General features: G+C 35.5%; 36 protein-coding genes. 34 read left to right on the top strand and 2 right to left on the bottom strand.

The genetic code is table 11. The features are described 5' to 3' along the window. Positions 1-5 precede the first annotated feature (5 nt). The gene (locus KEC48_RS03775; RefSeq protein ID WP_211964486.1) at positions 6-566 is read left to right on the top strand and encodes a hypothetical protein; all 561 of its coding nucleotides are present in this window, start codon (positions 6-8) and stop codon (positions 564-566) included. Next, positions 548-841, top strand: coding sequence for a hypothetical protein (locus KEC48_RS03780; protein ID WP_211964488.1), 294 nt, complete (start codon positions 548-550; stop codon positions 839-841). The genes KEC48_RS03775 and KEC48_RS03780 overlap by 19 nt, the downstream gene beginning before the upstream one ends. On the opposite strand, the gene KEC48_RS03785 is transcribed toward KEC48_RS03780, so the two are convergent. Continuing rightward, on the bottom strand, positions 822-1,154 hold the full coding sequence (locus KEC48_RS03785) for a hypothetical protein (protein ID WP_211964490.1): 333 nt from the start codon (positions 1,152-1,154) through the stop codon (positions 822-824). The two genes, KEC48_RS03780 and KEC48_RS03785, sit on opposite strands and share 20 nt — an antisense overlap. A gap of 72 nt (positions 1,155-1,226) precedes the next feature. Here KEC48_RS03785 and KEC48_RS03790 point away from each other — a divergent pair, with 72 nt between their 5' ends. From KEC48_RS03790 to KEC48_RS16150, 12 genes are all read left to right on the top strand, one after another. Then, a complete protein-coding gene (locus KEC48_RS03790) occupies positions 1,227-2,108 on the top strand; it encodes a hypothetical protein (RefSeq protein ID WP_211964492.1) in 882 nt (293 codons plus the stop codon). Then, on the top strand, positions 2,108-2,401 hold the full coding sequence (locus KEC48_RS03795) for a hypothetical protein (RefSeq protein ID WP_211964494.1): 294 nt from the start codon (positions 2,108-2,110) through the stop codon (positions 2,399-2,401). The genes KEC48_RS03790 and KEC48_RS03795 overlap by 1 nt, the downstream gene beginning before the upstream one ends. Then, positions 2,402-2,767: a DUF1064 domain-containing protein gene (locus tag KEC48_RS03800; protein WP_211964496.1), complete on the top strand. Its 366-nt coding sequence runs from the start codon at positions 2,402-2,404 to the stop codon at positions 2,765-2,767. It abuts the gene before it with no gap. Positions 2,768-2,802: 35 nt separating this feature from the next. Then, positions 2,803-3,747 (top strand): hypothetical protein, encoded by a 945-nt coding sequence (locus KEC48_RS03805; RefSeq protein WP_211964498.1) that lies wholly within the window; start codon positions 2,803-2,805, stop codon positions 3,745-3,747. 38 nt (positions 3,748-3,785) lie between these two features. Further along, positions 3,786-4,022, top strand: coding sequence for a hypothetical protein (locus KEC48_RS03810; RefSeq protein ID WP_211964500.1), 237 nt, complete (start codon positions 3,786-3,788; stop codon positions 4,020-4,022). Then, complete coding sequence (locus tag KEC48_RS03815) at positions 4,019-4,816, top strand: HNH endonuclease signature motif containing protein (RefSeq protein WP_211964502.1); 798 nt, start codon at positions 4,019-4,021, stop codon at positions 4,814-4,816. The genes KEC48_RS03810 and KEC48_RS03815 overlap by 4 nt, the downstream gene beginning before the upstream one ends. An 83-nt stretch (positions 4,817-4,899) precedes the next feature. After that, positions 4,900-5,187 (top strand): hypothetical protein, encoded by a 288-nt coding sequence (locus KEC48_RS03820; RefSeq protein ID WP_211964504.1) that lies wholly within the window; start codon positions 4,900-4,902, stop codon positions 5,185-5,187. Then, positions 5,184-5,453: a hypothetical protein gene (locus KEC48_RS03825; protein ID WP_211964506.1), complete on the top strand. Its 270-nt coding sequence runs from the start codon at positions 5,184-5,186 to the stop codon at positions 5,451-5,453. The genes KEC48_RS03820 and KEC48_RS03825 overlap by 4 nt, the downstream gene beginning before the upstream one ends. Further along, on the top strand, positions 5,450-5,686 hold the full coding sequence (locus KEC48_RS03830) for a hypothetical protein (protein ID WP_211964508.1): 237 nt from the start codon (positions 5,450-5,452) through the stop codon (positions 5,684-5,686). Before KEC48_RS03825 ends, KEC48_RS03830 begins: the two co-directional genes overlap by 4 nt. Further along, entirely contained in the window at positions 5,683-6,057 is a 375-nt protein-coding gene (locus KEC48_RS03835) for a hypothetical protein (RefSeq protein ID WP_211964510.1), read from the top strand. Before KEC48_RS03830 ends, KEC48_RS03835 begins: the two co-directional genes overlap by 4 nt. Positions 6,058-6,225: 168 nt before the next feature. Continuing rightward, positions 6,226-6,507: a hypothetical protein gene (locus KEC48_RS03840; RefSeq protein ID WP_211964512.1), complete on the top strand. Its 282-nt coding sequence runs from the start codon at positions 6,226-6,228 to the stop codon at positions 6,505-6,507. 14 nt (positions 6,508-6,521) lie between these two features. Continuing rightward, positions 6,522-7,088 carry a hypothetical protein gene (locus tag KEC48_RS16150; RefSeq protein WP_249191400.1) on the top strand — a complete coding sequence of 189 codons (567 nt, stop codon included), beginning with the start codon at positions 6,522-6,524 and terminating at the stop codon, positions 7,086-7,088. A 162-nt stretch (positions 7,089-7,250) separates the two neighbouring features. Here the strand turns inward: KEC48_RS16150 and KEC48_RS03855 are convergent, their stop codons facing one another. Continuing rightward, complete coding sequence (locus KEC48_RS03855) at positions 7,251-8,501, bottom strand: DNA/RNA non-specific endonuclease (protein WP_211964514.1); 1,251 nt, start codon at positions 8,499-8,501, stop codon at positions 7,251-7,253. A 253-nt stretch (positions 8,502-8,754) separates the two neighbouring features. On the opposite strand from KEC48_RS03855, the gene KEC48_RS03860 reads away from it, so the two are divergent. The 20 genes from KEC48_RS03860 to KEC48_RS03955 all read left to right on the top strand — a co-directional run bounded on the left by KEC48_RS03860 (position 8,755) and on the right by KEC48_RS03955 (position 25,987). Continuing rightward, positions 8,755-9,261: a hypothetical protein gene (locus KEC48_RS03860; RefSeq protein WP_211964516.1), complete on the top strand. Its 507-nt coding sequence runs from the start codon at positions 8,755-8,757 to the stop codon at positions 9,259-9,261. A gap of 384 nt (positions 9,262-9,645) precedes the next feature. Then, complete coding sequence (locus KEC48_RS03865; protein WP_211964517.1) at positions 9,646-10,209, top strand: hypothetical protein; 564 nt, start codon at positions 9,646-9,648, stop codon at positions 10,207-10,209. Positions 10,210-10,229: 20 nt separating this feature from the next. Next, positions 10,230-10,979: a terminase small subunit gene (locus tag KEC48_RS03870; protein WP_249191401.1), complete on the top strand. Its 750-nt coding sequence runs from the start codon at positions 10,230-10,232 to the stop codon at positions 10,977-10,979. A gap of 76 nt (positions 10,980-11,055) precedes the next feature. Next, positions 11,056-12,336, top strand: a complete 1,281-nt coding sequence (locus tag KEC48_RS03875; protein ID WP_249191402.1) for a PBSX family phage terminase large subunit — start codon at positions 11,056-11,058, stop codon at positions 12,334-12,336. After that, positions 12,337-13,755 carry a phage portal protein gene (locus KEC48_RS03880; protein WP_211964522.1) on the top strand — a complete coding sequence of 473 codons (1,419 nt, stop codon included), beginning with the start codon at positions 12,337-12,339 and terminating at the stop codon, positions 13,753-13,755. After that, on the top strand, positions 13,755-15,455 hold the full coding sequence (locus KEC48_RS03885) for a phage minor capsid protein (RefSeq protein WP_211964531.1): 1,701 nt from the start codon (positions 13,755-13,757) through the stop codon (positions 15,453-15,455). Before KEC48_RS03880 ends, KEC48_RS03885 begins: the two co-directional genes overlap by 1 nt. Further along, positions 15,436-15,618 (top strand): hypothetical protein, encoded by a 183-nt coding sequence (locus KEC48_RS03890; RefSeq protein ID WP_211964533.1) that lies wholly within the window; start codon positions 15,436-15,438, stop codon positions 15,616-15,618. Before KEC48_RS03885 ends, KEC48_RS03890 begins: the two co-directional genes overlap by 20 nt. A gap of 449 nt (positions 15,619-16,067) precedes the next feature. Next, entirely contained in the window at positions 16,068-16,718 is a 651-nt protein-coding gene (locus KEC48_RS03895) for a hypothetical protein (protein WP_211964535.1), read from the top strand. Between the two features lie 9 nt (positions 16,719-16,727). Beyond that, positions 16,728-17,588 (top strand): hypothetical protein, encoded by an 861-nt coding sequence (locus tag KEC48_RS03900; RefSeq protein WP_211964537.1) that lies wholly within the window; start codon positions 16,728-16,730, stop codon positions 17,586-17,588. Positions 17,589-17,599: 11 nt separating this feature from the next. Further along, the gene (locus KEC48_RS03905; RefSeq protein ID WP_211964539.1) at positions 17,600-18,001 is read left to right on the top strand and encodes a hypothetical protein; all 402 of its coding nucleotides are present in this window, start codon (positions 17,600-17,602) and stop codon (positions 17,999-18,001) included. 2 nt (positions 18,002-18,003) lie between these two features. Further along, positions 18,004-18,411: a hypothetical protein gene (locus KEC48_RS03910; protein WP_211964541.1), complete on the top strand. Its 408-nt coding sequence runs from the start codon at positions 18,004-18,006 to the stop codon at positions 18,409-18,411. Then, positions 18,404-18,796: a putative minor capsid protein gene (locus KEC48_RS03915; RefSeq protein ID WP_211964546.1), complete on the top strand. Its 393-nt coding sequence runs from the start codon at positions 18,404-18,406 to the stop codon at positions 18,794-18,796. Before KEC48_RS03910 ends, KEC48_RS03915 begins: the two co-directional genes overlap by 8 nt. Then, a complete protein-coding gene (locus tag KEC48_RS03920; RefSeq protein WP_211964548.1) occupies positions 18,789-19,199 on the top strand; it encodes a minor capsid protein in 411 nt (136 codons plus the stop codon). The genes KEC48_RS03915 and KEC48_RS03920 overlap by 8 nt, the downstream gene beginning before the upstream one ends. Positions 19,200-19,208: 9 nt before the next feature. Continuing rightward, positions 19,209-19,685: a hypothetical protein gene (locus tag KEC48_RS03925; RefSeq protein ID WP_211964550.1), complete on the top strand. Its 477-nt coding sequence runs from the start codon at positions 19,209-19,211 to the stop codon at positions 19,683-19,685. After that, positions 19,686-20,213, top strand: a complete 528-nt coding sequence (locus KEC48_RS03930) for a hypothetical protein (RefSeq protein ID WP_211964551.1) — start codon at positions 19,686-19,688, stop codon at positions 20,211-20,213. 30 nt (positions 20,214-20,243) lie between these two features. Further along, positions 20,244-20,786: a hypothetical protein gene (locus KEC48_RS03935; RefSeq protein WP_211964553.1), complete on the top strand. Its 543-nt coding sequence runs from the start codon at positions 20,244-20,246 to the stop codon at positions 20,784-20,786. Then, positions 20,737-21,327, top strand: a complete 591-nt coding sequence (locus KEC48_RS03940) for a Gp15 family bacteriophage protein (RefSeq protein ID WP_211964555.1) — start codon at positions 20,737-20,739, stop codon at positions 21,325-21,327. The genes KEC48_RS03935 and KEC48_RS03940 overlap by 50 nt, the downstream gene beginning before the upstream one ends. 16 nt (positions 21,328-21,343) lie before the next feature. Further along, entirely contained in the window at positions 21,344-24,184 is a 2,841-nt protein-coding gene (locus tag KEC48_RS03945) for a phage tail tape measure protein (protein WP_211964557.1), read from the top strand. Between the two features lies 1 nt (position 24,185). Continuing rightward, positions 24,186-24,992: a hypothetical protein gene (locus KEC48_RS03950; protein WP_211964559.1), complete on the top strand. Its 807-nt coding sequence runs from the start codon at positions 24,186-24,188 to the stop codon at positions 24,990-24,992. After that, positions 24,983-25,987 carry a hypothetical protein gene (locus KEC48_RS03955; protein WP_211964561.1) on the top strand — a complete coding sequence of 335 codons (1,005 nt, stop codon included), beginning with the start codon at positions 24,983-24,985 and terminating at the stop codon, positions 25,985-25,987. Before KEC48_RS03950 ends, KEC48_RS03955 begins: the two co-directional genes overlap by 10 nt. Positions 25,988-25,999: the final 12 nt, after the last annotated feature.

Below are 25,999 nucleotides of genomic sequence, written 5' to 3' on the forward strand. Positions count from 1 at the left end.
TATTTATGTGTTACACAATCAGCAATCACGCAAAGGAAAGATACGCTCAGCGCATCATGAGTCGTGATAACATAACCGACATCAGAAAGTTTGTCAGTGATCATGACACTGATATAGAAAAATGGATCAATGAGATGATTGAGCATGGAGAAAGCATTTATACTGGGTCTCTTCTAAAAAACAACTATGTTGAGGTTTTCATGAATGGCTATTGGGTTATAGTTACAGGTCCAACAAAGAAAATCGTTGTCACTTTATACAAGATTGACTTTGGAGATGATGAATTCAACGAACTATTTGTCAAGAAGATGAGAGAAAAGATTGATCAATCACATAAGGATATCGAAGCTGCAGAAATATCGTCATCAGGACTTGTAAGCAGTTATCAGGATGTCATTGATCATAACAATGAAGACATTTCATACATGAAAAAGCAGATAAGAAATCTTGAAGAAATCAATGAGGCATATGAAACATTGAAGAATAACTCTTTAATAGATTTGTCAGATGAAAAGAGAAACCTGAGAAAGCTGGTTGAACAGCTCATATGCAAGCAGGAGTTTTAGAGGTGGATGTAATGATGAAAAATTATTCATATTTAAGAAAGAAATCAGTTATGGAATTATGTGAAATTTATGATTCCGTAAACAGCAAATGTAATGCTACCGTTGAGGAAATGAATATGCTTAAAATCATCCACTATATTGTTGGTGACAGAAATATTTCATATTACTATGCTGTACATAAATACAAAGAGATAAAAGAAAAGGATTTTGATGAATGGTACTCACAAAATCCAACAAAATTAACAATCGGGGATGTTAAAGCAAACCTATTATAGCAATTATTACAGCTATTATTGAAAATATCAGAGTAAGAATGCTGATTATATAGGTTTTATGATTTAACTTTCTATCTTTAATATCTTGCTCATAATTTGATATGTATTCATAACCTTGAAGAAGTAAACAATATGCCTGTTTTGTTTCACCGTTTATTGTTTTAGATCCTTTGGTTATATATCTATCAAAATATATAAGGTCATTATCGGTTATCGTTTTTCCTAGCGAAGAAGATATTTCATCGGCAGTAACTAGAGTATCAAATGAAGAATTGATATTTTGAATAGCTTTTAAAACTTTATAGGTGTCCATTTTATTCCCTCCTATATTGAAATTATATAACCTTTTCAAAAACAATCAAACAAAAAGAAAGGAGTCAGCGTAATGAACAGATACGATAAGGGCTACATATCACTGTATCGAAAATTTAAGAATTGGCGTTTTTACAAGAATGATAATATCAAATCCGTGTTCATTCACTGTCTTCTTTCAGCTTCCTGGAAAGATGAGGTCATAACTGAATATGATGGAAAACCTATACAACCCATCAAAATAAAGGCCGGAAGCTTTATAACTTCAAGACCAAAAATGGCTAGAGAACTTGGTAAGACTGAAGGTGAAATTCAACAAGCATTAAGAAAGCTTTCGGGTTATAAAAGATGCACCAACAAAAGCACCAGGTCTTACACCAACAATGATGGAGAAGAAATTTCACTACTTTGCACCAACAAATATACTATAGTTACAGTCAATAATTTCAACGATTTTCAAGAGTTTTTAAATAGTGTTGCACCAACAAAAATAAAACATGAAAATAATGATATTGCACCAACAGTTGCACCAGCTCGTGTACCACATATAAATAATATAAATATAAATAAAGATAAAAAAGATATAAAAGATATAAAAGATAGAAGCACTGGCGTGCATTCAAATTTCAATTCTTTAACATTTAAATTATTAAAAAATGGATTCATCAATGATGATGATATTCCTGAAGTCTTTGATGAGATGATAAATGAATTTCTTGAGGAATATTCATTCAATCATGTTGCTGTAGTTCTTAATTATGTTCTTCGCAAGACAAAGAACAAACAGATCAATCATAAATATACATATCTCAAGAAATCTCTTACGGATAATCTAGCCAAGATGCAGAAGATGATTGACCAGGAAAATGCATCTGAAGAAAGTCAGGCACCAATCAAAATGAACAATGAAGAATTAAACGATCTTCTGGATCAGCTAAGGGAGGGAAAACTATAATGGCAAATGTAACTCTAGCAACAAGGAGCTTATTTAATGACCTTAAAAAGAATATAGAAGACTGCCAAAAGGGCATTGTAAAACATGATGAGATGCTTGATGCACAGTTAGAATTTATTCGCAAACTACATTCAAATGACAAAATGTTTACATCAATCATAGCAGATATTATAAACGTTCAGAGAAAGCACATGAGAGAAATTAAGTTATTGAAAGGTTTTCTTCTCTTAAATTTCATAATTCTAGCAGCTGTCTTTGGAGTCCTGATGCTTATTATGTTGGAGGTGTTATAGATGAGTGGATACTTCAACTATCGCGGCCAGAGACGCTATAGCAAGTACAGAAATGAAAAAGTCTATCTGGATGGCGTCAAGTTCGACAGCAACCGCGAATGCCAGCGCTACATTGAACTCAAAACAATGTTAAATGCCGGCCTCATAAAGGACCTGGAACTGCAGAAGAGGTTTGTCCTTCAGGATGGATATGTAATGCAGGGAAAGAAAATCAGACCAATTACATATGTTGCTGATTTTGTGTACTTTGATATCGAAAAGAATAAGACAGTTGTCGAGGATGTCAAAGGAATGCGTACAGATGTTTATAAAATGAAAAAGAAGATGTTCGAGTATAGATATCAGATACCAATCACTGAAATATAAAAACTAATAAAAAACAGAAATGGAGGAACTTAAATATGAAAGGATTAAAGGAAGCAGTCAAGATTACCGTCAGAAAAGCGAACAGAGAGCTTTACAATTTCTGTGATCTCGCGTTCAAGATTATGAAAGATGATCATACAGCCAAGATCATCAACATCAACAAGCAGCTTTATGTCGTTGGATATAATCATGCTATGAAGTTGTACATCAATCGTGAAAGCAAGTTCATGGATGAAGTGCTGTTCGAAAGTGCAGGATACTACCATCTTTCGAAGAATGCAGACAACACATATGAATTAACTCTGGACAAGGTCATTGTGTACGAGGCCATGCTAGGAAAGTATTCTAAATTCAATGAAGAACTTATCATCGAGAAGATTGATCATGTCATTCAGAATATGTCCAGTCCACAGACATGTCAGTTTACAAAGGTTAGCGATTTGAAGGTAGCAACCATTGCGACAATCTTAGGACTTTGGGTAAAGGACAATGATGTCAAGTATCTCAATGTTCTTTCACCAGTGGAGGGATTCAAGTATGAAAACATGCTTATCCTTGAACACAGTATTGAAACAGGACCTGCAGAGGTTACACATACATACTTTATCATGAACTTTGACAATACGCCTGTCGTTCCAGAAGTGAACTATGAGGAACAGATGCAGCTTGCTCTTGATGATCATCCGGAAGAAAATCTTCAAAGCGAAGAATACATCAAGGAAGTTGAAGGTGAAAGCGTTCAGTATGAATCCGATGAAAATGTAGACTATCCGGAAATGAATGATGACCAGGAGGAAACATTCGATGATCAACACAATATCGATGATGCTGAAGACATTGCCGACATGATGAATCAGCTTGAATATGATAGTAATACGGATTCCATTTCATTCGATGATGGACCTATGGATGATGACATTGCTCAGCCATCAATATTCAACGACAGTCTTGATCCATTCATGGATGGGCCAACGTTTTAAGAATTGTTAATTTTTTGGATGAAAGGATGGTAGAATTGATGAAAAACAATCTAGAGGCACTGAATAATCACTTGTTTGAAGAGATGGAAAGATTAAATGATGATGATCTTACAGCTGAGCAGCTGCAGCAGGAAATCGAAAGATCCAAGGCAATGGCCAATATTGCAACCAAAATCATTGATAACGCCAATCTGGGGCTGGCAGCTGAAAAATTAAAGGTTGAATATGGAAGAAGAGATATCGTTCTTCCTGTCATGCTGGAGCATAAGGAATGATGCGATATACGCAGGAGATGTGTCAGTATATAAGAGAGATTGCCGGGGGCAGATTGTGCAAGGAAATTGCTGATATGTTCAATGAAAGATTTGGGACAAATGTTACTGCATCTCAAATCAAGAACTTCAAGTCAAATCATGGAATCATATCTGATAGATCAAACATCGACTATAAAAAGAAGGTCTACTACAATAGAATTCTTACCGATGAGCAGATTGCCTATCTGAAGTCCATTTATAAAGGCATAAGCAATAGGGAGTGCACCAGGATGATGAATGAAAAATTCAATCTCAACCTAAGCTGCGATCAGATAAAGGCTCAAAAGGCTAGATTGAAACTTAATTCAGGACTTAGTGGAAGATTCGAGAAAGGATACAAGTCTGATTATCGTTTCAAAAAAGGTGAAAGAAACTCTATAGATACAGAATTCAAAAAAGGGAACAAGCCTCATAATTGGTGTCCTGTTGGAACTGAAAGAGTAAAGGCGGATGGCTATGTTTATGTAAAAGTAAAAGATGAACGCGGAACGAAAAATGGCCATAAGATTAATTGGAAGCAAAAACATATAATCCTATGGGAAGAAGCGTATGGACCTGTTCCAGAAGGATCGTGTTTGATATTCCTGGATAACAATAAGCTGAATGTTAGTCTTGATAATCTTGCCTGTGTCACACTCGCTGAAAGATTGATAATGTGTAAAAAGCATCTAATATATGATGATCCTGATCTAACAAAAGCTGGAATAAGCATAGCAAAACTACTTTCAGCGACCTATAAGAAGCAAAAGGATTAAGGAATTAAGGTTAATGAACGCTAACAACCTCTCACTAACCTTTCTTCTACCTCGCATTATAATGAAAGGAATGGGGAAGATAAATGGGAATTTGGATTAGAAGTCAAGACAAAGATGATTTATTTTATGCTAAAACAGTAGAAATTTGCAAACGCAAAAATGATTATGCTGTTTTATTGAATGGCATTGAAAAAGGAAGATACTCAAGCAAAGAAAAAGTAATAAAAGTGATTGATATGATTAACGAGAAAATAGAAATGAACGAAGCAATTAAAATTATAGGAAATATTGGTTTGAATTATTTGGAATCAAATGGCATTCATTATAACTTTGTTTTCCAAATGCCACAAGATGATGAGGTAAAAGTATGAATGAAATCATTGAAAGATTAAGACGTTTAAGTAAAAGTTTAAAAGAAATGAAATGCATTGATCATATTGAACAATTAGATAAAGATATTGATGAAATAGAAAAGATATTTGATAAAACAACACCAAAGAGAGCTATTATTATTTCAAATGATAAAAATATATTGATATTTGATTGTCCAAAATGCGGCAAACGAACGCATACAAATTTTCAAAGAAATTATTGTGGCGAATGCGGACAGAAATTAGATTGGAGCGATGAAGAATGAAAGCCGAAGAAATGTTTGAATCGTTAGGCTTTAGAAAAAATAAGTCAGCATGTTATAACAATGGACATATTTTATATGAAAAATCTGTTATGAATGGAACGGATATATTTACTGTTGAATTCAAAGATGGTTATGTTGTTTATACAGATTTATGCATGAGATGTATCAAGATGAGTGTAGAACTTTTAAAAGCAATAAATAAACAATGTGAAGAATTGGGGTGGATTGAATGAAGATGTTGACTAAAGAAGAATATGAAAAGGCATTAAGTAAATTATGGGATAACACTTTTGGAACTGATTGCATAACAGGCGAAGATTTAGACAAATATGTAGATATAATTGATGGTTTGATTCAATACGTATTTAATCCACAACCATACAAATTTGAATACCTTCATAAAGGTATGTGGGTGTGGGACGATAAATCAAAATGTTGTTTTAAGTGTAATCCTGCAATAAGCACAGATATGGCTCAATGTGTAACTTATAATGCTTTTTGGTATAACTGTGGAGAAGATGAAGATGAATTCTTTGAAGAATATGATGAATTTGAAGAAGGGCGTTTCTTCCCATTAACAAAAGCTATGGAGCATCAAGAATGACAGAATTATATACAACATTTTATTCTTTGATAATTATTATATGTATTGTATGGTTCATTGTTGCAATAGTTTTATTATTTGCAGGTTGATTAATCCTATATGAATTACTGATTGAACCAATATATGAGATAATTCGTGAATATTTAGATAATAAAAGGAAGTGAAAGAATGACGAAAGAACAGTTTGAATTTTATAGGAAAATAGAAAATGAAATTGAAGATATTAGAAAATTCTTATTTTGGTGTGGAAAAAGGTATCATGGAAAATGTGTATCAAAATTCGGATTTAATTTTCTAACAAAAGGTAAAGAACTGTTTATTCATAGAAATAGCAGTTTAAGCACATCAGAGGAAAACACTTTTAATATTCCAATAAAATTACAAGAAAGAATTATAGAAGTGGTTGAAAATTATCTAGATGAAAAAGAAGAAGAATTAAGAAAAATATAAGGAAGTGAAAGATCATGAAGTACAGAAAGAAACCAGTAGAAGTTGAAGCTATCCAATGGAATGGTATTAATTTAACGGAAATAAAAGAATTTGTAGGAAATGATTTGGACTGTATAATTTTAGATGATGCATGGAAAGTTGGTCATGGTATTCCTCATGTTATTATGCATATTCATACTCTTGAAGGTGATATGAAAGTAAGCAGAAATGATTACATTATTAAAGGTGTAAATGGGGAATTTTACCCGTGTAAACCAGACATATTTGAAAAGACTTATGAGATATCTTCGGACACTGTAAATTATAGTAATATTTATGAAAAAGCAATTAATACATATGGTGAAAACGCTCAATTGGACATGGTTATTGAAGAAATGTCAGAGCTTATAAAAGAAATCTGTAAAAAGAAACGTGGCAAAGACAATCATGATGCTATCGTTGAAGAAATAGTGGATGTAGAAATTATGTTGGAGCAGTTGAAGATTATATGTGATATTGATAATGTTGATTTAGATAATGCTAAAAAATATAAGATTAATCGCCTTATGGCAAGATTGGAAGTGCATGATAAAAATGAATAAGCAAGAATTGATGAAACAACTCATTGATCTGTATCAACAGAGAGAATTTGTAAAACTTCCATGTACCCAAATTATCATTGATCAGTACATAAAGAAACTTGAGCTAAAATTAAAAGCATTGCTGTAAAAATAAAAAAATCGAGAGATTACTCTCGATTTAACTTAGAAGCATTTACTGCATGGCTCAAATCCTCTTGATTTAGCTTCACTTAAACTTATCTGTCTGGCTTTATTAGGATCCATTCTTCCGCAGTTTGGTTTGTTGTGATATTTAGAACCAGTAGCAGAAATCCAAACCTGTCCTCCAACTGGAGTGCTTTCTACACTGCTGTTAGAAGAACTGTTGCTTTTTGATTTATTTGAATTACTGCTTTTGTTTGATGATGAGCTTGATTTTGAAGTATTGCTTGACTTCTTGCTTGAACTTGATGATTTTGAAGAGTTTTTCTTATTGCTTGTTGAACTGGATTTAGATGAACTCTTGTTGTAAAACTCAGTCTTTACGACCTTTCCATTTAATGTGTATGTATAAGCATAGTGACTTGGTGTCATTGTACTTGTGTTTGGATATGTAATAATTGCAGTGAAGTCTGTGCATCCACCAGCGTTTCTGATTGATTCTTCCATGTCTGCTTGCTTTCCAGTACGATTTAAGGTGCTGTTCTGTGGCGTTATGTTATATGCGTTTGAGACACCACCTAATGAATCGGCAATGACATGGCCTTCATCAAGATCAGATGCTTCAACCCCAGGAACTTTTGCTTCATCTCCACAATACCTTCCTGAAGAGTTGACATCTTCAGTATTATCGTTCTGTGGTACTATCTTTTTTGCAACAACCTTAACAAGCTGTCCGTGTTCATTTGTGAAAGCCCAGTATTCTCTATCACCGTAGCCGATGTCAACGGCCACGTTTGCCTGTCTGCCTCCAGAAAGGCTGCAGTAATTCACGTCAACGATTTTATAACCATCAAACATATCATCGTTTGAAGTCGTACTATTTGATGTTGATTTATCAGATGATGTTGCATTGTCTGCAGAAGAGTTCTTTGTAGATTCTGTTTTCTCCTTAGCATCCTCTGTATTGTTGCTTGTTTTATCTTCCTTATCAACAGAAACATTTTCAGTCTGAGGATCATCTGCTGTTGTGATTTCAGTGGCTTCAGGAGTCCATGGACTTACACCAACAAAAACTAGAGAAGCTACAACAATTGCTGATAATATCCCATACAGTTTCTTTCTTGAAAGAGCTAAAATATCTTTCTTTTTAGCGTATACAAGAACCGCAACAGGGACAAACAGGCATCCAATCATAAGGATTGGCTGATTCAATCCCATAGAAATGCTTGTGACAATCAATAATAATAGAAAAATTGTTATGATTGCCCTTAAAATAACCTTTAATTTTCTCATGAATATTCCTCCCATACTTTCACATGATAGCATGGATAGAATGAAAATAAAAGAAATATCAAAAATTGACAAAGGAGTTGAATTCATATATGAATCATTTTGTTTTATATGCTTTTGCTGCATTAGGCATTATCGAAACGGCAATCTTGGTCGTTGGTGGAATCATCATAGTCGCTTCTATAAAGAATGCCAAAGAAGAATAAAATCATCTGTTTCATATCTAATTAAAATATAGAATCCAGGAGGTAGTGGAATGTCAAAGTGGTATAGTGATGAAGAAAAACAAATCATTGAAAAGGTAAAGGAATATCTTAAATGCATTAGAACTCTAAAACAGGAGAGGCTGTCACTGAAGTACGAATATGATGATATTCCATTGCCTCAGTCACCGAATATTGGTGATGAAATGTTTGGAGGTTCTATCAGATCAAAAGATCATCAGTTGAATTCGAGAATAATGCGACGAGAGCTGCTGCTAAAACGTATAGAAATGTTTGATGAAGTGATTGATAGATTTACATATACGCTCTATCTTCTGAAAGGTGGGCAGAGAACCATCATCAACTGTTTTGTTGATTCGAGGGGATATGGTGAGATGATTCAAAAGCTGGAAGAAATGTATTTTATAAACGAACGAGCATATTCGAGAAATATTAATAACATATGTTTGGAACTATCAAAGTATATCGATTATGAAAATCCACCTAGAATTGAAGATTTGAATAGGAAATTTAATGAAATGATATGGGAGAAAAAATAATACAATTAAACAGAATCTTTTTTACATATATAGAATTTATGAATAGGTTTTCTTTCATTCGTAAGAAAAATGACTCATTTTGTCCGTACTTTGTCCGTAGATTGTCCGTAAAATGTCCGTAGTTTGTCTGTAGATTGTCAGTGCTAAAGTATGCTATTATGCTATTGTAGAAAAAATTCTACAGGACAGTTCCTCTCATCTGTTCCTAAGAGATCATCATAATATCGATGATCTTTTTATTTTATAAGACGACATCACTTTGAGCAGTAAATAAATTACATGCAACAATTAAAAATATGTCATTTTTCCAACTTAAAAACAAAATTAATATTTATTTCGCATGTGGTGTCGTTTTATAATATAAGAAGCATTGGAGGAATGACTATGGATAATTTGAAAAGAAATTACGGAATAGCAGATAGAATAGAGGAAATATATAAATGTCTTGATTCAAAATTATGGCAAAGTGCTCTAGCTTTATCTTTAACGATTCCTGATATATGTGGACAGATTGAATTTAAAGAAATGAAAACAAAAGATGGGAGAAGGTTAGTTGGTAAACAATATAAAGCATGGTTTGAAAAATATGTATTAGATTATTTTTGTGTTCATAACGAATCGATTAACCCTAAATATTATTTTACAGAAGAAATGTGTTGGGAATTGAGAAATTCTTTTCTGCATTCTGGAATGGATGATATTTCCAAGGTGGAATATAGATTTACTTTAAGAATTAATTCATGTGATAGCTATAGTATAAAAGATGATAATGCTATAACTCATGTGGATGTTGATATTGAAAAATTATGTATGTCTATATGTGAAGGAGCAAGATGCTTTTGTGAACAATGGGAAGATAAACATGAATTGCTTGATAAAAGTTGTTCATGGGAGGATGTTAAAGAGTATACAAAGATGTTGCAATCATTTTATGATGAAAACAAATGATCAGGAGGTGGTGATATGACTTGAAAGACAAACAGGAGATGGCGTATGAAGATTACATAAATGGGATGAAGTATAAAGATATCGCCAAGAAGTATGATGTTTCTATAAGTGCTGTTAAGTCATGGAAATCACGATACTGGAAAGATAAAAAGTTGCAACCAAAAAAGCAAAGGTTGCAACCAAAAAAAGTTGCAAAGAAACAGGCTGAAAAGATAGCCGAAAACATGGTTTATGAAAATGGAGAGCTGGATGAAGAACGCCAGCTCTTTTGCATTTACTATCTGAAATATTTCAACCAGGTAAAAGCTCTGCTTAAGATTCGACCGGATTATAAATATGAATCAGCATGCGTCATAGCCAACAGACTTATGAAGGAAGAAGCAGTTCAAAAGGAAATCAGGAGGCTTAAAAAGGAAATGTTCACGGAAGCACTTCTTGATCCGCACGACATTGTTCAAAAATACATAGATATTGCATTCTATGATGCTACTGATTACGCAACTTTTGATGGAAACAAAGTAAGGCTTAAAGATAGTTCTAAAGTTGATGGAACAATCATCCAGGAAGTGAAACAGGGTCGTGATGGTATTTCAATAAAGTTTGCTGACAGGATGAAAGCATTGGATTGGTTAACCAAGCACCTGGATATGGCCAATGACGAACAGAGAGCCAAGATTGAACTGATTAAAGCACAAACTGAGAAGCTCAATCGTGATTCATCAGGTGATGATCCAGAAGATGATGGAGTGATTATTATCAATGACATCTAATGGTAGTAAAAAAACAGTAAGATTATCTGACATTATCATTCCCAAGTATCAGCCACTTGTAAATGATAAGGAGCACATGCACAAAATCATTGATTCAGGACGTGCAGGTACAAAATCTTCTTTCATTGCCATTCTTGCCGTATGGATGATTGTTTCAACGCCACAGACAGCTGTTATCTTCATGCGTAAGCATCACAACAAGTTGAGAAAAACAGTCTATAAGGAAGTCATTCGTGCAATCAAGCGTCTTGGATTGAGCAAGAAAATGTTCATCATCAAGAAAAGCCCGATGGAAATTACTTACAAAAAGAATGGCAACACAATCTACTTTACTGGTTCCGATTCTATTGATGACACCAAAGGTATGATTGATGAAGAAAGAGTCATTCGTATGGTTTGCTTGGATGAGCTTACAGAATTCTTCGACAGTGGTGAGGGAGAAGATGAATTATCTAATATAGAAGCTACATTCGTTCGTGGTAATGATGAGCATTTTGACATGTATTATCTTTTCAATCCGCCAAAAAATGCCAATGCACCTATCATGAGATGGGTCAAGAGAATGGAAAAGCGTGAAGACTGCATTCACATTCACAGCGATTATAGAGATGTTCCGATTGAATGGCTTGGTAAAAAGCTGATTGCAGCTGCTGAAGCAATGAAGAAAGCTAATCAGACACTTTACGAGTGGATTTGGTTGGGATTGTGTTCTGGATCAGCTGAAACAGTATATTACATGTTTAAAAAAGAGATGATCATCAATTCAAAGAGTTTTGAAGATCTCATTCATGTTGGAATTTCTATTGACTATGGTCAGCTGAATGCAACAACATACCAGGCATTCGGATTAAATCAATCAACAATGAAAATTGAAGGCATGGATGAATACTATCACAGTGGTCGTGAAAGTGGAACACAGAAGCCACCAAGTGAATATGCCAAAGATTTTGTATCATTCTATAAATATATTGAAGATCTCATGAATGGTGGAAAGACTGGTGGCCAGAGAAAGAAGATAGAGGCAGTATTCATAGATCCATCAGCAAGAGGACTTGCTGAAGAAATAAAAAGAATACTTCCTGAAGCAAGAATTGTTCCAGCAGACAATAGAGTTGCTTTGGGAATCGAGAGAACACAAAAGATGTTTTCTTTTTTTAAGCTCTTTTTAAACAGGACTCAGGAGCATCTTATTGATGAGATGGACCTGTACAAATATAACAAGGATTTGCTGGATAAAGGCAAGGAAGAAGTCATCAAGCAGAATGACCACTGCTGTGATGCACTTAGATATTACATCATGGGTATGTGGAAATATCTTAAGATGCTGCTTCCATACACGGAAAGGGGTGATAAATAGGTGAATATAAAAGACAGTACTAAAAAAGACTATCTAAAGGAAAGAACAGGAATCCAAATGGCTGTTTCATCAAAAATGATGGAAGCCCTGAGAAAATGGAAAAAAGCTTATATAAATGAATCAGAATGGGTCAGTGAGAAAATTCCAAGTCTTGAGCTTCCGTCCTCTATCGCAAGCGAAGTTGCTCGTCTTGTGACAGTGGAAAGCGAAGTCAATCTATCTGGATCAGCAAAAGCTGACTATATTAGTTCTTGCTTGGAACAGTATACAAGCAATAAAAAGAACATTATCGAAACAGCCTGCTCAATTGGTGGGATGTATTTCAAGCCATTCTTTGATGGAGATGAAGTTCTTATTGATTTTGTTTACCAGGATGAAGCTATTCCTTTCAGATTTGATGGAAAAGGAAATGTAACAGGAGTCATATTTCCAACGTTTCTATTCAAGAACAATAAGCGCTATACAAAACTTGAAATTCATGACTTCCAAAAAGATAAATATATTATTGAAAATCGTGCATTTGTATCCAAGGAAAAGGATATTACAGATCTGTTTGTTGGTGACCCAGGACATGAAATATCTTTGACGGATGTTGAAGAATGGCAGAATATAGAGCCTAAGATACAGGTTAATGGTACAGAACATCCGTTTTATTCTTACTTCAGGGTCCCTCTGGCAAACAACACTGATAGAAAATCACCTCTTGGTGTATCTGTTTATGCAAGGGCATTGAAAGATATCAAAAAGGCCGACATTCAAATGTCACGACTCGACTGGGAATTCGAGAGCAAGGAAACTGCTATTGAACTGGATGAAAGCTATCTGCAGCAAGATATTTACGGACAGACATTTCTTCCAAAAGGAAAGGAGAGAATGTTCAGAACATATCAATCACAAGATGGTTTTGATAAAGAAAAGTTATTTGAACATTTCAGTCCCGAAATTCGTGATCAGTCATTTATCAATGGTTTGAATAAATATCTTCAGCAGATAGAATTCAAGTGCGGGTTAGCATATGGAACTCTTAGTGATCCACAACAGGTTGATAAGACTGCAGAGGAAATCAAAACATCTAAACAGCGTTCATATCAACTGATCAGTGATATACAGGGTTCATTGGAGAATGCGCTTAGGGGATTGATCAATTCTATAGATGATCTTTGCATTGCTAATGGACTCTTTGATGGTGGTGAAATCAACGTTGCATTTACATGGGATGATTCAATTATCATCGATGCCGCTAAGGAAAAGCAACAGGATATCCAGGATATCAATACTGGTGTATTGAACAAGTACGAATATCGCATGAAATGGTATGGTGAAGATGAAGAAACAGCAAAGGCAAAGATTGCAGAAATGAATTCATCTCGACCTGGAATAACATCTGCCTTCATGAGGGATGATGTCGGTGAAGAATAATGCTTGATCCAGATTATTTGAAGGACTGTACTCATGATCTAGAAAATTACTGGTACAATCTTGAAACGCAGATACTTTGCGATATTGCTGAAAGAATCAAGCTCAATGAAAATAAGTTGACTTCTACTGCCAATCATGAAATAGCCATTGCTCAAAACATGGGGGTCACAATTGATAGACTTAATACATATCTTTCTGAAGCATTGGATATCACAACCGAAGAGGCTTCAAGATTGATTGAAGATTCTTCATATATGTCCGTTGAAAATGATAATAAGCTGTTTGAAGAAGCCTATGAAAAGGGATTAATTGATCATTTCAGTTATGACAAAGAAAGCTTTAAAGGCATTATTAATGAAGGAATAGCTTTAACTGTTAATGATATAACCAATCTATGCAATACGACTGCCCAGACTGCTCAGGAAAAGCTATACGAATCACTCAATTCTGCCTACATGATGGCGCAGAGCGGAGCATTTGGGAGTGATGTGATTGTTGATAGGGTTGTATCGAAACTCTCGCGAGAGGGTCTGGAATGGGTTGATTATGACACAGGAGTTCATAGAAGATTAGATACTGTTGTAAGAATGGCAGTAAGAACTTCAATTAATCAGACTGCTGCAAAATGTCAGGAAAAGAACCTGGATGATTTGGAATGCAATCTTGTAGAAACAAGCGCTCACGCTGGTGCCAGACCAAGTCATGCCGAATGGCAAGGTCAGATATTCTATCGAAACAAGCCATATAAGGATTATTCAAACTTCTATGATGCAACTGGGTATGGAACAGCTGGAGGATTATGTGGAGTAAACTGTAGACATAGCTTCTATCCCTATATCGAGGGAATAAGTACACCGTCGTTTGAAAAAGTTGATTCCAGAGAAAACAACGAGCTTTATGAAAAGCAGCAGGAACAGCGATACAATGAACGTCATATCCGTGAATGGAAAAGACGTCAGAAAGTCGGTGAAGCTGCTGGAGTTGATGTCACAAAGGAAAAAGCAAAGGTTCGAGAGTGGACCAAGAGGAATCAGGAACTTATCGCATCAGATTCAAGACTTAAGAGAAATTATGGCAGAGAACGTATCAACGTCAATTCAAAATCAAGAACATTCAATCAAGAGTCTTTCAAATCAAATAAAGTATTCTTTCAGGATATAATTCCTGATACTTTTAAATTTTCAGAGAAAAAAGAAGAAAATATGATAAATACTTATATTGCTATTGATAAAGCATATCTGAGCGATAAAAAAGAACATCTTTCATTAAATGATGCACAAACCGGAAAACAATTGTTCAATTTATTTTCATCAGGAAGCGAAAACTATGTACAACCTTCAAAAAAAGCTATGCAGTATATTGAAAGTGCTCTAAAAAATAGCATAACAACAGTACATAATCATCCCAAAGGTGGAACATTCTCTGTAGGTGATATCATTACTCAACTAACTACAGATTCATTCAAGGAATCAATAGTTATTACAAAAGATGCAGAAGTATTCTTTTTTTCACAAGGTAAAGGTGATAGAATACCATTAAGTAATGAAAGACAGGAAAAAGTGTTTGCAAGATATGTAAATTTAGTACGTTTATCAATAAAAAATGATAATCCTGAATTACCTACTAAAGAAATTAGACATATGGCATGGATTGAAATATGCAAGAAAAGAGGATGGGAATATGGCTATAAAAAATTTTGATGATTATATTAAAATGAAAAGAAAACATCCATATGCATTTATAGAGTATGATGGTGATGATTCATATGAGAATGATGATGAAGACATTGATATACCTTCAAACAAGGAAAGCCTATTTGAAAAGTATAAAAAAGAGTTAGATGCTAAAAGTAATAAAGAATAAACTATGGAAGTGAAATGATATCCAGCGAGTAGAAATACTCGCTTTTATTATGCCAAAAAACAGGAGGTGAGACTATTGTCTGAAGGGTTGAAACCACATTATCATCAATATTACCTTTATGATATCAAACGATATTTTGATAGATATAAGAATTGCATGATAAAGCATGTGACTTTTAGATGCATGATCTGTGGCAAAGAATATCATGAAAGATATGAGTATAAGCCACCTCCAAGAAAAGAAAAAAATAAAGATAAAGTCCTATGCAAAAATAGAAGAAAACATAGCAACCGAAATTAAGGTTGCTTTTTATTTTGTCCAATCGCAGTTACGACATGAAACTGTCCTGAAGAACATGGTGAGACACACCTAAAACAGGAATATAGTGAGCTACACTCAAAACTTGAAATATTATCGTGTGACACACGTAAAACAGGAGGAATTTATTTATGACACAAGACTTTTTGAAATACCCATTGAATATTCAGTTGTTTGCAAATCCTAGCAATGATGGCGGAGACGGAGGGGATGGAACTAATCCAACTGTTGTTGATACAAATCCATCTCAATTGAATTTTGACTATGACAAATTAGCCGAAGCAATTGCAAAGAGAAATGCTTCTCATGAAACAGCTGTTCTAAAAGGTATGCTGAAGGAACAGGGGCTAACTAAAGAAGAGGTCGATGAAGCCGTTAAGCAATATAAGCAAAATCAGGCAAACAAAGCAAAAGAAGAGCAAAAGAGAATTGATGATATTCTTGCAGAAAACCAACGCTATAAGGAAGCTGAGATTGCTAAGCAAGTTAATGATGAAGCTTCAAAGATTGCCAAAGAACTTGGTGTGCGTGATGATCGAGTTGAAACGCTTATTGCATTATGTGACAGAAGCAAATTCACTGATGACAAAGGAGCTATTATCAAAGAAGAAATGAAAAAGGAACTTGAAGCAAAATTGAATACCGTTCCTGAATTTAAGAACAAAAAGCAGGTAACTATTCAATCAGTCAAAGGTAGTAGTCAAGTATCGCATGAAATGACTGATGAAGAAGCATATCTTCAAAGAAAATATGGTAAAAATAAATATTTCAATAAAAACTAGGAGGTAATTATGAATTACGGAAATACTAATGTTGATGAAAGATATAGTTCAATCGTTGAACCAAACTTATATTTTGATAACATCTTTGAACCAGGAATCACTTATAACGATACATATCAAGGTGATGCTAATTCTGGATTAGTAAAAATCTATAAAGAAGAATCAGATGGTGCGGTTGGTGCTGGTACACCAGCTGGTGATTTTACTGATGAGGATACTAAAAACTCTTTATTAGATTTACGCTTGAACAATGCATTCAGAAAATCTAAAAAAATCTATAAAGTAACAGCCAATGCAGTTTCATATCAGCTAGGTGATCAAACGCTATCTACTGCTATCAAGGACTGTCAACAGGGAGAAATGGCAGCTGGATTAGCCTGTTTAACACATGAAGGAACTGATTTAGGAGATACAACTTCAATCACTTCTAAAAACGTGAAATCAATGATCTTGAAAGCGCGTGTGAAAGCAAGAAAAGGAAAAGCTTCACCAAACGTAGTATTAGCAAGCGTTGATGTATTTTCTGCAATGCTCGAAGCTGCAGGTGATCAATTCACTCCAGTGTACAATGATGAAACTGTTAGAACTGGGCAGGTTGGTTACTGGTTAGGTATGTTATGGAAAGAAGCTAACGCAATGGAAACAACTGAAGCTACTTATTATGATCACGCAGGTACTAAGCAAACTGAAGATCTAACAAAAGTAGATTTCATTATGTACGACTGGAAAGCGTTCCATAAAGTTGACAACTTGGAAGAAATTCGTGTAATTGATTCAGAAAGATTTGTTGGATCATTAGCACAGGTTGAATTCAATGATGGGTTCCGTGTATCAAATGCCGCTCGTGTTATTGTAAAAAAAAACAGCTAACTGAGGGTGAAATGAAAGACAATGCAGGAATTGCTTCTAATCTATCAGCTGTTGATGCAGAAACTGACTGCTACGGGAAGCAAGCATCAGAACTAGGTACTGTTACATTTGATGGTAAAATCCTTTCAGGAACTTTAAACAAGGTTACTGGATATACAGGATTTAACTCATCTGTCGTAGAAGAACAGTCTGGATACTATTTGCCATTCCTTTATGATGGAACAGACAACTTGAAAATGTATGTCAAGACTGCTGAAAAGCAGGCAACAGTAGATAAGGCTCCAACAGTCAATGTTGCATTCCTAGGGGCTGATAAAGCCACTGCAGAAAAAGCTATCCTTCATCTTGTGAAGGAAGATGGTGCCATGACTGAAGTGTACATGACTGGAATCACATTCAATGAAGGTGAGTAGCCATGATTAAATATGATCAATATACAGAAACTTTTGATGATGACATTGATAAAGGGGAGTTTGACTCCCTTTTATTGAATGCCACGACTTTTCTGCAAAGCTATTGTGAAGAATTCATATTTCAATTCAAGCTGAAGGATAATTTCGAGGACTATGGATTGAATATCGATGATGCAATCATGCAGCAGATTCATTTTTCGTTCGAGAACGGTGGCGATGCTATCTATTCAGGACAATCAGACATGGATGTTACACAGGTTTCAACTTCTGGGTTTTCCTTTTCCTATGGATCAGGAGGCAATGAGAAGATTACATTCTTTAACGGAATACCAGTTTCACCTATGGCCAAGATGTTGATCAACAAAGAGCTTAGAAAGAAAGGATATCTAAATAGGTGGGTATATGCCTAGAAGTCCAAGATTTTTAAGACCACATTCTGTAATCGTTAGACATAAGCTTGGTGAAAACGATAATTTTGAACCTGTTTATGAAGAAACGACATTGAAATATGTCAAATTTGAAAATGACAAGTCCTTGAATCAGTCTGATCAAGGAAAAGAAGATACCGCTACTTCATTATTGGTTATTGATTGCAATGATCTATATGCTAAGAAAAATGGCCTAAAATGCAGATATATCAATTCAAATAAATACGTTCCTGAAGATGGAAAGTTTTCTATCTTTGTTGGTGATACGATTGTATTTGACGGAATTGAATATGTCGTGACATCTGTTAAGGAAATAAAGCCTTTTGGAAATAGACCAGAGTTTATTGAGGTTAACTGCAATGGCTAAGGACAATAATGTAAAAATTGATATTGACTTTTCTGCCGGTGCTGTAACAAAAAGATACAGAAACAAAGGCAACCTGGCTTTGACAACTTTGAAAAATGAAATCATCAAGGATACAGATCCATATGTTCCAATGCGTGATGGTGGCTTGAAAAAATCTGTATTAAGCAGTACAGGAACGAAAAAGATGCAGATTGTATATCGAAAAGTATATGCAAAATTTCTATATTACGGAAAGGTCATGGTAGGTATTACAACACGTCGTTCCTGGGCCAAAAAAGGCGAAACAAAGGAAACAATCAATCGAAATCTGACATATTCATATGGTGGCCCAGAGTGGTTTGAAAAATCGAAGAAAAAGAATCTGAATAAATGGATAGATATTGCAAAAAAACTGTTCAAGTAGGTGAAAGAAATGGGCGAAAAGAAATTTGTTGATTCAGCTGAACTCACTCAGCTGGGAATTGACCTTTACAATTATGTGAGAAAGCTAGATGTTGGTACAAAAGCAAAGTGGCATAACGAATATCTGGAAGCAAATGAAATTCCATGCATTGCTTTTAAGAAGGAATCAGCAACTGTTGAAAAATTGAACGCAAACATTAAGGGAGGATATGAAGCGGAAATACCTTTTGTTGTTTACTATCGTGACGAGGTAAAGGATACGAAGGCGACGCTTAACATTGTTCAGCCATTGAATATGCTTGCGGATTTGTTTAATGAGGAAACCGACAATGGTTTTCCTAATCTAAAAATAACAAATGAAAAGATAGAGCCAGTATCATTGGAGATGACAGCCACTCCAAGTGATGCAACTGGTGTTGAAAATAATAGAGCTACATTTGTAGCGTCTTATAGATTTACTTATAGAAAGAAAGGAGATTTTGAATAAATGGCAGTTACATTACCAAAAAGAGAATTGAAAACAGAAGAAAATCTTCATTATGTAAAGCCTTTGACTGAAATTACTGGTGTAACATTTGAATCCTATGTATTGGCCGGAGATGGATTGACTGACTGGACACAGTCATCTAATCCAAATACAGAAGACGGACAATACATCCATGAAAAGACTCAGCATTCAAACATGCTGGGATATGCTGGATCAGTATCTTACTCTGGGATTGCATATCCGTCTGATCCATTCAACTATTGGATCTATTTAATCGGTAAAAACGAAATTGTCGGTGCTCAGTTTGAAGAAATTGAGATTGAAACATGGAACAGCACTGAAACAGGCAAATATAAGGCTTATAAGCACATCTATGAAGTGCAGCCTGATAACCCAGGATCAGGAGAAGGTGGAGCAAAACTTGCAATCGAAGGAACTTTTGCTCAACAGGGCTCAGTTGTTCCTGGAGTTTTTGACATCAGCACAAAAACATTTACTGCTGATAGTGAACAACAGGATGAATTATAAAATTTAAAGAAACAGTAGGAGGAATATGAAATGAAAGAGAATACTCAAGAGATGAATCAAGTTGAAAATCAGAAAATTGATGAAACTATCACTTTATCACTTAGCAAGAATGTTAAGACCATCGTTATTGATGGTATTAGATTTGAAATGGATCTAGATGATCCAGATGTGTTCAAGGCATTATTGGAATTCAAGGAGAATCACAATGATCATCCTGCCAATATCGAAACTGATGTTGACGGATTACTGGATGACTGTGCAGATGTCATTGATACTGTTCTTGGTGAGGGAACTTGCAGTAAGCTTTTCAAAGGTCCTGACATGAAGATGTATCTTCTTGTTAATGAGTTGGCCAAAATCTATTTGGATAATTTCATGAAAGAAGAGCGTGAAGCAGCCGAAGCAAGAAACAAAGAAGAAATGGAGAGACTAAAGGAAATCATTAACTCCATGACCAAGATTGCTGACATGGCCAAATACGCTGACAACAAATATGGAAATAAGAATAGAGGTATGAGAAATTATGTCCGCAATAAGAAATCTTCCCAGAAGTATAAGAATAAAAAGAAATAGTTATAAATTGAGGACTGATTTTCGTACATGGATTGACGTTGAGAGAATTCTCATGGATGATAACATTCCTCCAAATTTTAAGATATATGTTATGTCGAATAATCTTGATTTGTTCTTTGGAAATGAAAATATATTTGATGAACCAATGGATGCCATAATGTCTGGCATCCTTTCTTTTTGGAGACTTTTCAAAAACGATGATAAATCGACTGAAACCAAGAAAACCAATACCGATATTGCCTATGACTATGATGAAGATTACGACCTTATCTGTGCTGCGTTCATGCAGCAGTATGGCATAAACCTAAGACGTGCGCGACTGCACTGGTTTGAGTACAAATCGCTTTTTGATGGTCTTACTAGAGAGACACAGTTTGTCAAGATTGTCGGATATCGAACAACCGATATCAATAAACTTCCAAAGGAACAGAGAAAAGAGGCTCGACATCTTAAGGAACTCTATGCAATCAGGAAGAATCAGCCTCCAAAAAGAACGCAAAAGGAGATTGAAGCTGAACTGCTTGCAAAACTAAAAGAGTAGAAAGGCAGGTGGATACATGCCTAGTAATACGGCTGATGGTTATATTTATATAGACCTTCAGTTGAGACAAGATGAGTTTGAAAAAAGATTAGCGCAAGTTGAGGGTAAAACTTCAAGCTTCGCTTCTAAAGTTAAAAAGACCTTATTAGCTATTGGAATCGGAGCAATGGCTAAGCAGGCAGCGGGATACATTTATAACGTTGGTGCAGAATTCGAAGCAGCAATGTCAAGAGTGCAGGCTATCAGTGGTGCTACTGGTAAGGATCTGGAAGCCTTGACTGAAAAGGCCAAGGAGCTTGGAGCTAGCACAAAATATAGTGCTCCAGAAGTTGCTGCAGCCATGGAAGAAATGGCAAAGGCAGGATGGAACACTCAGCAGATACTTGAAGGTATGGAAGGTGTCCTTGATGCTGCAGCTGCAAGTGGTGAGGGACTCGCTACAACATCAACTATCGTTGCCGATGCAATAACTGGTTTTGGTCTAGCAGCTAAAGACTCTACAAGAGTAGCTGACTTGCTTACTCAAGCAGCAAATGCAGGAACCATTGATATTGCTGATCTAGGCGAAACATTCAAATATATAGCTCCTGTTGCCAGAACGATGGGTCTATCAATCGAGGATGTCACAACCGCTGTATCTGCTATGTCAATGGCAGGTATCAAAGGGTCACAAGCAGGTACATCATTAAGAACAGTTCTAACGAGAATGGTTAAGCCGACGGAATCTGTTTCAGTCGCAATGAATGATCTTGGCATAAGCCTTACTAATCAAGATGGATCATTCAAATCTCTTGATCAGATTGTAAAGGAAATGCGTAAATCATTCAGTGGATTGACTGATGAACAGAAAACATATTATGGAGCAATTCTTGCTGGGCAGGAAGGAATGTCAGGACTTCTTGCATTGCTCAACCTTTCGCAAGATGAGTACGATGCAATTGCAGAAAGCATGGATAACTGTAATGGTGTTGCAAAGGAAACAGCGGCAGTCATGCAGCAGAATCTTTCATCGGCAATGGAACAGCTTGGTGGTGGATTAGAAACAATCGCAATAAGCATCTACGAAAAGGTAGCTCCAGCATTAACAGAATTCGTAAATTATATTACTAATAATGTCTTACCGGTTATTAATGATTTCATTGTCAATATCGAAGAATGGTATCCAACCATCAACAGAATAATTGGAATTTTAGCTGGTCTGACATCTGGTTTTATTGCATTCAAGTCGGCTCTGGCCGTCAAGGGTGCTATAAAGAATGTCAAAACCTTATACAATACATTCAGTGGTTTAAGAAGTCTTGGATTTTCTAATATTACTTCATTTTTAGGAATATTGGAAAAAGGAAAAGGAATATTCGCAACTCTTGCTGCAAACGCAATAAGTGCGGGTGGCGGATTAAAAGGATTAGGATCTGCACTTGTATCAATGGCAGGTGGTCCTGTCATGATAGCCATTGCAGCTATTACAGCTATAGTTGCAGCAATCATTTATTTCTGGAATACTTCAGAAGACTTCAGAAACTTTGTTATCAGCTGCTGGAATTCGATACTATCTGCGTTGGGTTCTGCTGCTACGGCAATTGCAGGATTCTTTACAGAAACCATTCCAAGTGCATTTTACTCATTCGTGGAATTGCTAAAATCATTTGGAAACAGTATAGCCTCTTTTTTCACACAGACAATTCCAAATGCGTTTAATTCTGTAGTCACGTGGTTTTCTCAGCTTCCTGGTGTAATCGGAACGTGGTTGACAAACACATGGAGCAACATAGTTTTATGGGGCCAGAATTTATTAGCAAAAGCCATAGAAATAGGGTCTAATTTCCTAAATGGAATTATTAATTTCTTCAATCAACTTCCATACATGATCGGTTATGTAATCGGTCTTGCATTAGGACAGATCATTCAATGGGGTATAGATCTTTATAATTTTGCTACTGTTGATATACCAAACTTTATAAGCATGGTGGCTGAATGGTTTGCACAGCTTCCAGACAAAATAAAGGAAACAGTAGATATTATGATTGCCACTGTAACAAAATGGCTGACTGATATGTATAACTCAGCGGTGCAGTGGATTTCGCAAACTGTAAATTCTATTATTAGTTGGTTTAGTCAGCTCCCAGGAAAAGTCGCTACATGGTTATCTAATACATACACAAGAGTGACAACTTGGGGAAGCAATATGCTGAATAAGGCAAAAAGCATTGCCTCAAATTTCATAAATGGCATTATCAACTATATCAAGCAGCTACCTGGTAAAATTGCCACATGGCTAACAAGTGCAGCTTCTAAGGTTGTTTCTTGGGGTTCTAGCCTTGCAAGCAAAGGAAAGGCTGCAGCTACAAAATTATTGAATGCTGTTGTTAATGGTGTCAAGTCTATTCCATCAAAGATGGCATCTATCGGGTCTGACCTTGTCAAAGGTCTATGGAACGGGATCAATGATATGGTTGGATGGATTGGTAACAAGATCAAGTCGTTTGGAAAAGGAGTCCTTGATGGAATCAAGAGCTTCTTTGGAATCCATTCTCCATCTAAGCTTATGGCCGATGAGGTCGGTAAATATCTTCCTAAAGGTATTGCAGTTGGATTTGAAGCAGAAATGCCTAACACAGAAAATGAAATGGTTTCTAATACTAGAAGAATGGTAGACAACTTCAAAAACGAAGTTAATACTAGCGTGAATAGAAATCAGGGCAATGGTCCATATAACCCTGGTCTAGGTACACCTGGAAATGATCCAATAGATTACACAAGGCTAGGAAATGAAATGGTCAATGCATTCAGTAAGGCCGGAATAACTGTTTCGTTGAACCAGAGAGAATTTGGAAGAGTCGTCAAGGAGGTGCAATAGAATGAGCAATATTTACTATATCAATACTGCCAATCAGAAGGTTGACTTCATCGAGGACCTTCCACTTACGAATATTGATGATATGTTCAGCAATACATTTACGAATGTTACCACTGATGACAGCATTACTTCCTTCAAGACCGCGATAACAAATTATACTCTCGAGGGAGATATTGATGTAAACAAATTCGATGAAGCAAGTGATGTGTTTGATTATGATGTCTATGCAAATGAGAGAGGAAGATTCTATATTGGGGAATACTTCCTCTTTTGCAATATTATTGCTGTTGCTAACAATGATGTAAATCTGAATAGAAAGAGACTGAAAGTTAAGCTTACGGTTACCACTGATTTTCCACTATGGAGAAGAGAACTAAGCTATACATTGAATCAACAGCAGATTGATGAAAAGAATACAGGCATCAAGATGTATGAATACAAATATCCATATATCTATAGCAACAATAGAAGTTCGCTCAGCATTAATAATGATGTTGCAATATCTTCTGATGTCATCATCCGTATGTTCGGCCCTGCAGTCAATCCGTTCGTGAAGATTGGAGATATCATCTATCAAATTATGTCATCAATCAGCAACAGCGAGTATTTTGAAATAAATACTGAAACCAAGAAGATTACAAAAGTTTCTTCATTTGGAACTGTAACGAATGCTTTCATGTATAGATCCAAGGAACGTTCTGATTTCTTCTCTAAGATTCCTCCGGGAACAGTACAGGTGACATGGGATGGAATTGATACTGGTGAACTTATATTCATCGAGAAAAGGAGCAAACCGAAATGGCTATAGAATTTACTTATACAGATAGAAACTACACTGAACTCGGCTATATATCGAAGGGATCTATTGATATCGAAAACGGTAAATATGAAGTGGCAAGCAATGATTTCGAGATTACACTGAACAAGTTAAATTGGGATAATCAATTTAATAAAGGATCTATATTCTTTGGCAATGAATCAGAATATGGTGGTATAGTTGATTCATTCAAAATTGAAACATCGAACAATGAAGTTGTATTAAAGGGGCCTACATTTAGAGGACTTCTGGAAAAGGAATATATCCAGCCACCAAATGGGCAATCCTATCTGGTACTTAACAAGGAAGCGAATACTGCTATCCAGGAACTTATAAGTGGGAGATTTGATGATCTCTATGTTGTTGACAATGTTGGTCTAAGTGACATAACCGTGAACTATCAAATAAGGGATTATAATTTGCTTGAGGCACTTGAAACTATGCTGTATAGAGCTAACATTCCTTCGAGGCTGGATATTAAGTTTTATGACGGAAAGGTACATCTTCAGGCATTGCCTATCATTGACCTTTCTGAATTGCTTCAGGTTGATGACAGCTACGGTCTATCAATGACGGTTGAAACACCTAAAAGATCATACAATCATATTTTGTGTCTTGGAAAAGGTGAAATGACAGAAAGACTTAGAATTAATCTTTATCTAAAATCTGATGGTACATGGACTACTACAGAATCTGAAGCAGCATATACTGGCCTGAATCTAAACACCTACAAATATGAAGATACAAACCAGGAAAATGCTACTGAATTGACTAACAGTGCAATAAAGAAAGTCGCTGAAGAAAATGGTACAGATAGTGTTTCTATCAATTTCACATCCGACGATGCTGAATTGTTTGATATCGTTGGTGCAAAAGAAGAAATAACTGGTATTTCATTCAAGGAACAAATTACAAAGAAGATATTAAGAGCAACGCTGAATGATAATATTCAGTCTGTGAAAATAGAGTACAAGGTAGGTGATTAAATGCTAGAAGCT

The organism is Clostridium sp. C1 (genome assembly GCF_018223625.1).
GTDB lineage: Bacteria > Bacillota_I > Bacilli_A > Erysipelotrichales > Coprobacillaceae > Allocoprobacillus.

Coding starts and splice junctions, on each gene's coding strand:
- KEC48_RS03885 (WP_211964531.1), top strand. CDS start 13,755: ATGCTTGATCCAGATTATTTGAAGGACTGTACTCATGATCTAGAAAAT.
- KEC48_RS03905 (WP_211964539.1), top strand. CDS start 17,600: ATGAAAGACAATGCAGGAATTGCTTCTAATCTATCAGCTGTTGATGCA.
- KEC48_RS03945 (WP_211964557.1), top strand. CDS start 21,344: ATGCCTAGTAATACGGCTGATGGTTATATTTATATAGACCTTCAGTTG.
- KEC48_RS03895 (WP_211964535.1), top strand. CDS start 16,068: ATGACACAAGACTTTTTGAAATACCCATTGAATATTCAGTTGTTTGCA.
- KEC48_RS03775 (WP_211964486.1), top strand. CDS start 6: ATGTGTTACACAATCAGCAATCACGCAAAGGAAAGATACGCTCAGCGC.
- KEC48_RS03875 (WP_249191402.1), top strand. CDS start 11,056: ATGCACAAAATCATTGATTCAGGACGTGCAGGTACAAAATCTTCTTTC.
- KEC48_RS03920 (WP_211964548.1), top strand. CDS start 18,789: ATGGCTAAGGACAATAATGTAAAAATTGATATTGACTTTTCTGCCGGT.
- KEC48_RS03955 (WP_211964561.1), top strand. CDS start 24,983: ATGGCTATAGAATTTACTTATACAGATAGAAACTACACTGAACTCGGC.
- KEC48_RS03795 (WP_211964494.1), top strand. CDS start 2,108: ATGGCAAATGTAACTCTAGCAACAAGGAGCTTATTTAATGACCTTAAA.
- KEC48_RS16150 (WP_249191400.1), top strand. CDS start 6,522: ATGAAGTACAGAAAGAAACCAGTAGAAGTTGAAGCTATCCAATGGAAT.
- KEC48_RS03835 (WP_211964510.1), top strand. CDS start 5,683: ATGAAGATGTTGACTAAAGAAGAATATGAAAAGGCATTAAGTAAATTA.
- KEC48_RS03815 (WP_211964502.1), top strand. CDS start 4,019: ATGATGCGATATACGCAGGAGATGTGTCAGTATATAAGAGAGATTGCC.
- KEC48_RS03910 (WP_211964541.1), top strand. CDS start 18,004: ATGATTAAATATGATCAATATACAGAAACTTTTGATGATGACATTGAT.
- KEC48_RS03830 (WP_211964508.1), top strand. CDS start 5,450: ATGAAAGCCGAAGAAATGTTTGAATCGTTAGGCTTTAGAAAAAATAAG.
- KEC48_RS03810 (WP_211964500.1), top strand. CDS start 3,786: ATGAAAAACAATCTAGAGGCACTGAATAATCACTTGTTTGAAGAGATG.
- KEC48_RS03785 (WP_211964490.1), bottom strand. CDS start 1,154: ATGGACACCTATAAAGTTTTAAAAGCTATTCAAAATATCAATTCTTCA.
- KEC48_RS03825 (WP_211964506.1), top strand. CDS start 5,184: ATGAATGAAATCATTGAAAGATTAAGACGTTTAAGTAAAAGTTTAAAA.
- KEC48_RS03840 (WP_211964512.1), top strand. CDS start 6,226: ATGACGAAAGAACAGTTTGAATTTTATAGGAAAATAGAAAATGAAATT.
- KEC48_RS03855 (WP_211964514.1), bottom strand. CDS start 8,501: ATGAGAAAATTAAAGGTTATTTTAAGGGCAATCATAACAATTTTTCTA.
- KEC48_RS03890 (WP_211964533.1), top strand. CDS start 15,436: ATGGCTATAAAAAATTTTGATGATTATATTAAAATGAAAAGAAAACAT.
- KEC48_RS03915 (WP_211964546.1), top strand. CDS start 18,404: ATGCCTAGAAGTCCAAGATTTTTAAGACCACATTCTGTAATCGTTAGA.
- KEC48_RS03935 (WP_211964553.1), top strand. CDS start 20,244: ATGAAAGAGAATACTCAAGAGATGAATCAAGTTGAAAATCAGAAAATT.
- KEC48_RS03860 (WP_211964516.1), top strand. CDS start 8,755: ATGTCAAAGTGGTATAGTGATGAAGAAAAACAAATCATTGAAAAGGTA.
- KEC48_RS03800 (WP_211964496.1), top strand. CDS start 2,402: ATGAGTGGATACTTCAACTATCGCGGCCAGAGACGCTATAGCAAGTAC.
- KEC48_RS03865 (WP_211964517.1), top strand. CDS start 9,646: ATGGATAATTTGAAAAGAAATTACGGAATAGCAGATAGAATAGAGGAA.
- KEC48_RS03900 (WP_211964537.1), top strand. CDS start 16,728: ATGAATTACGGAAATACTAATGTTGATGAAAGATATAGTTCAATCGTT.
- KEC48_RS03925 (WP_211964550.1), top strand. CDS start 19,209: ATGGGCGAAAAGAAATTTGTTGATTCAGCTGAACTCACTCAGCTGGGA.
- KEC48_RS03940 (WP_211964555.1), top strand. CDS start 20,737: ATGTCCGCAATAAGAAATCTTCCCAGAAGTATAAGAATAAAAAGAAAT.
- KEC48_RS03950 (WP_211964559.1), top strand. CDS start 24,186: ATGAGCAATATTTACTATATCAATACTGCCAATCAGAAGGTTGACTTC.
- KEC48_RS03805 (WP_211964498.1), top strand. CDS start 2,803: ATGAAAGGATTAAAGGAAGCAGTCAAGATTACCGTCAGAAAAGCGAAC.
- KEC48_RS03790 (WP_211964492.1), top strand. CDS start 1,227: ATGAACAGATACGATAAGGGCTACATATCACTGTATCGAAAATTTAAG.
- KEC48_RS03930 (WP_211964551.1), top strand. CDS start 19,686: ATGGCAGTTACATTACCAAAAAGAGAATTGAAAACAGAAGAAAATCTT.
- KEC48_RS03820 (WP_211964504.1), top strand. CDS start 4,900: ATGGGAATTTGGATTAGAAGTCAAGACAAAGATGATTTATTTTATGCT.
- KEC48_RS03780 (WP_211964488.1), top strand. CDS start 548: ATGCAAGCAGGAGTTTTAGAGGTGGATGTAATGATGAAAAATTATTCA.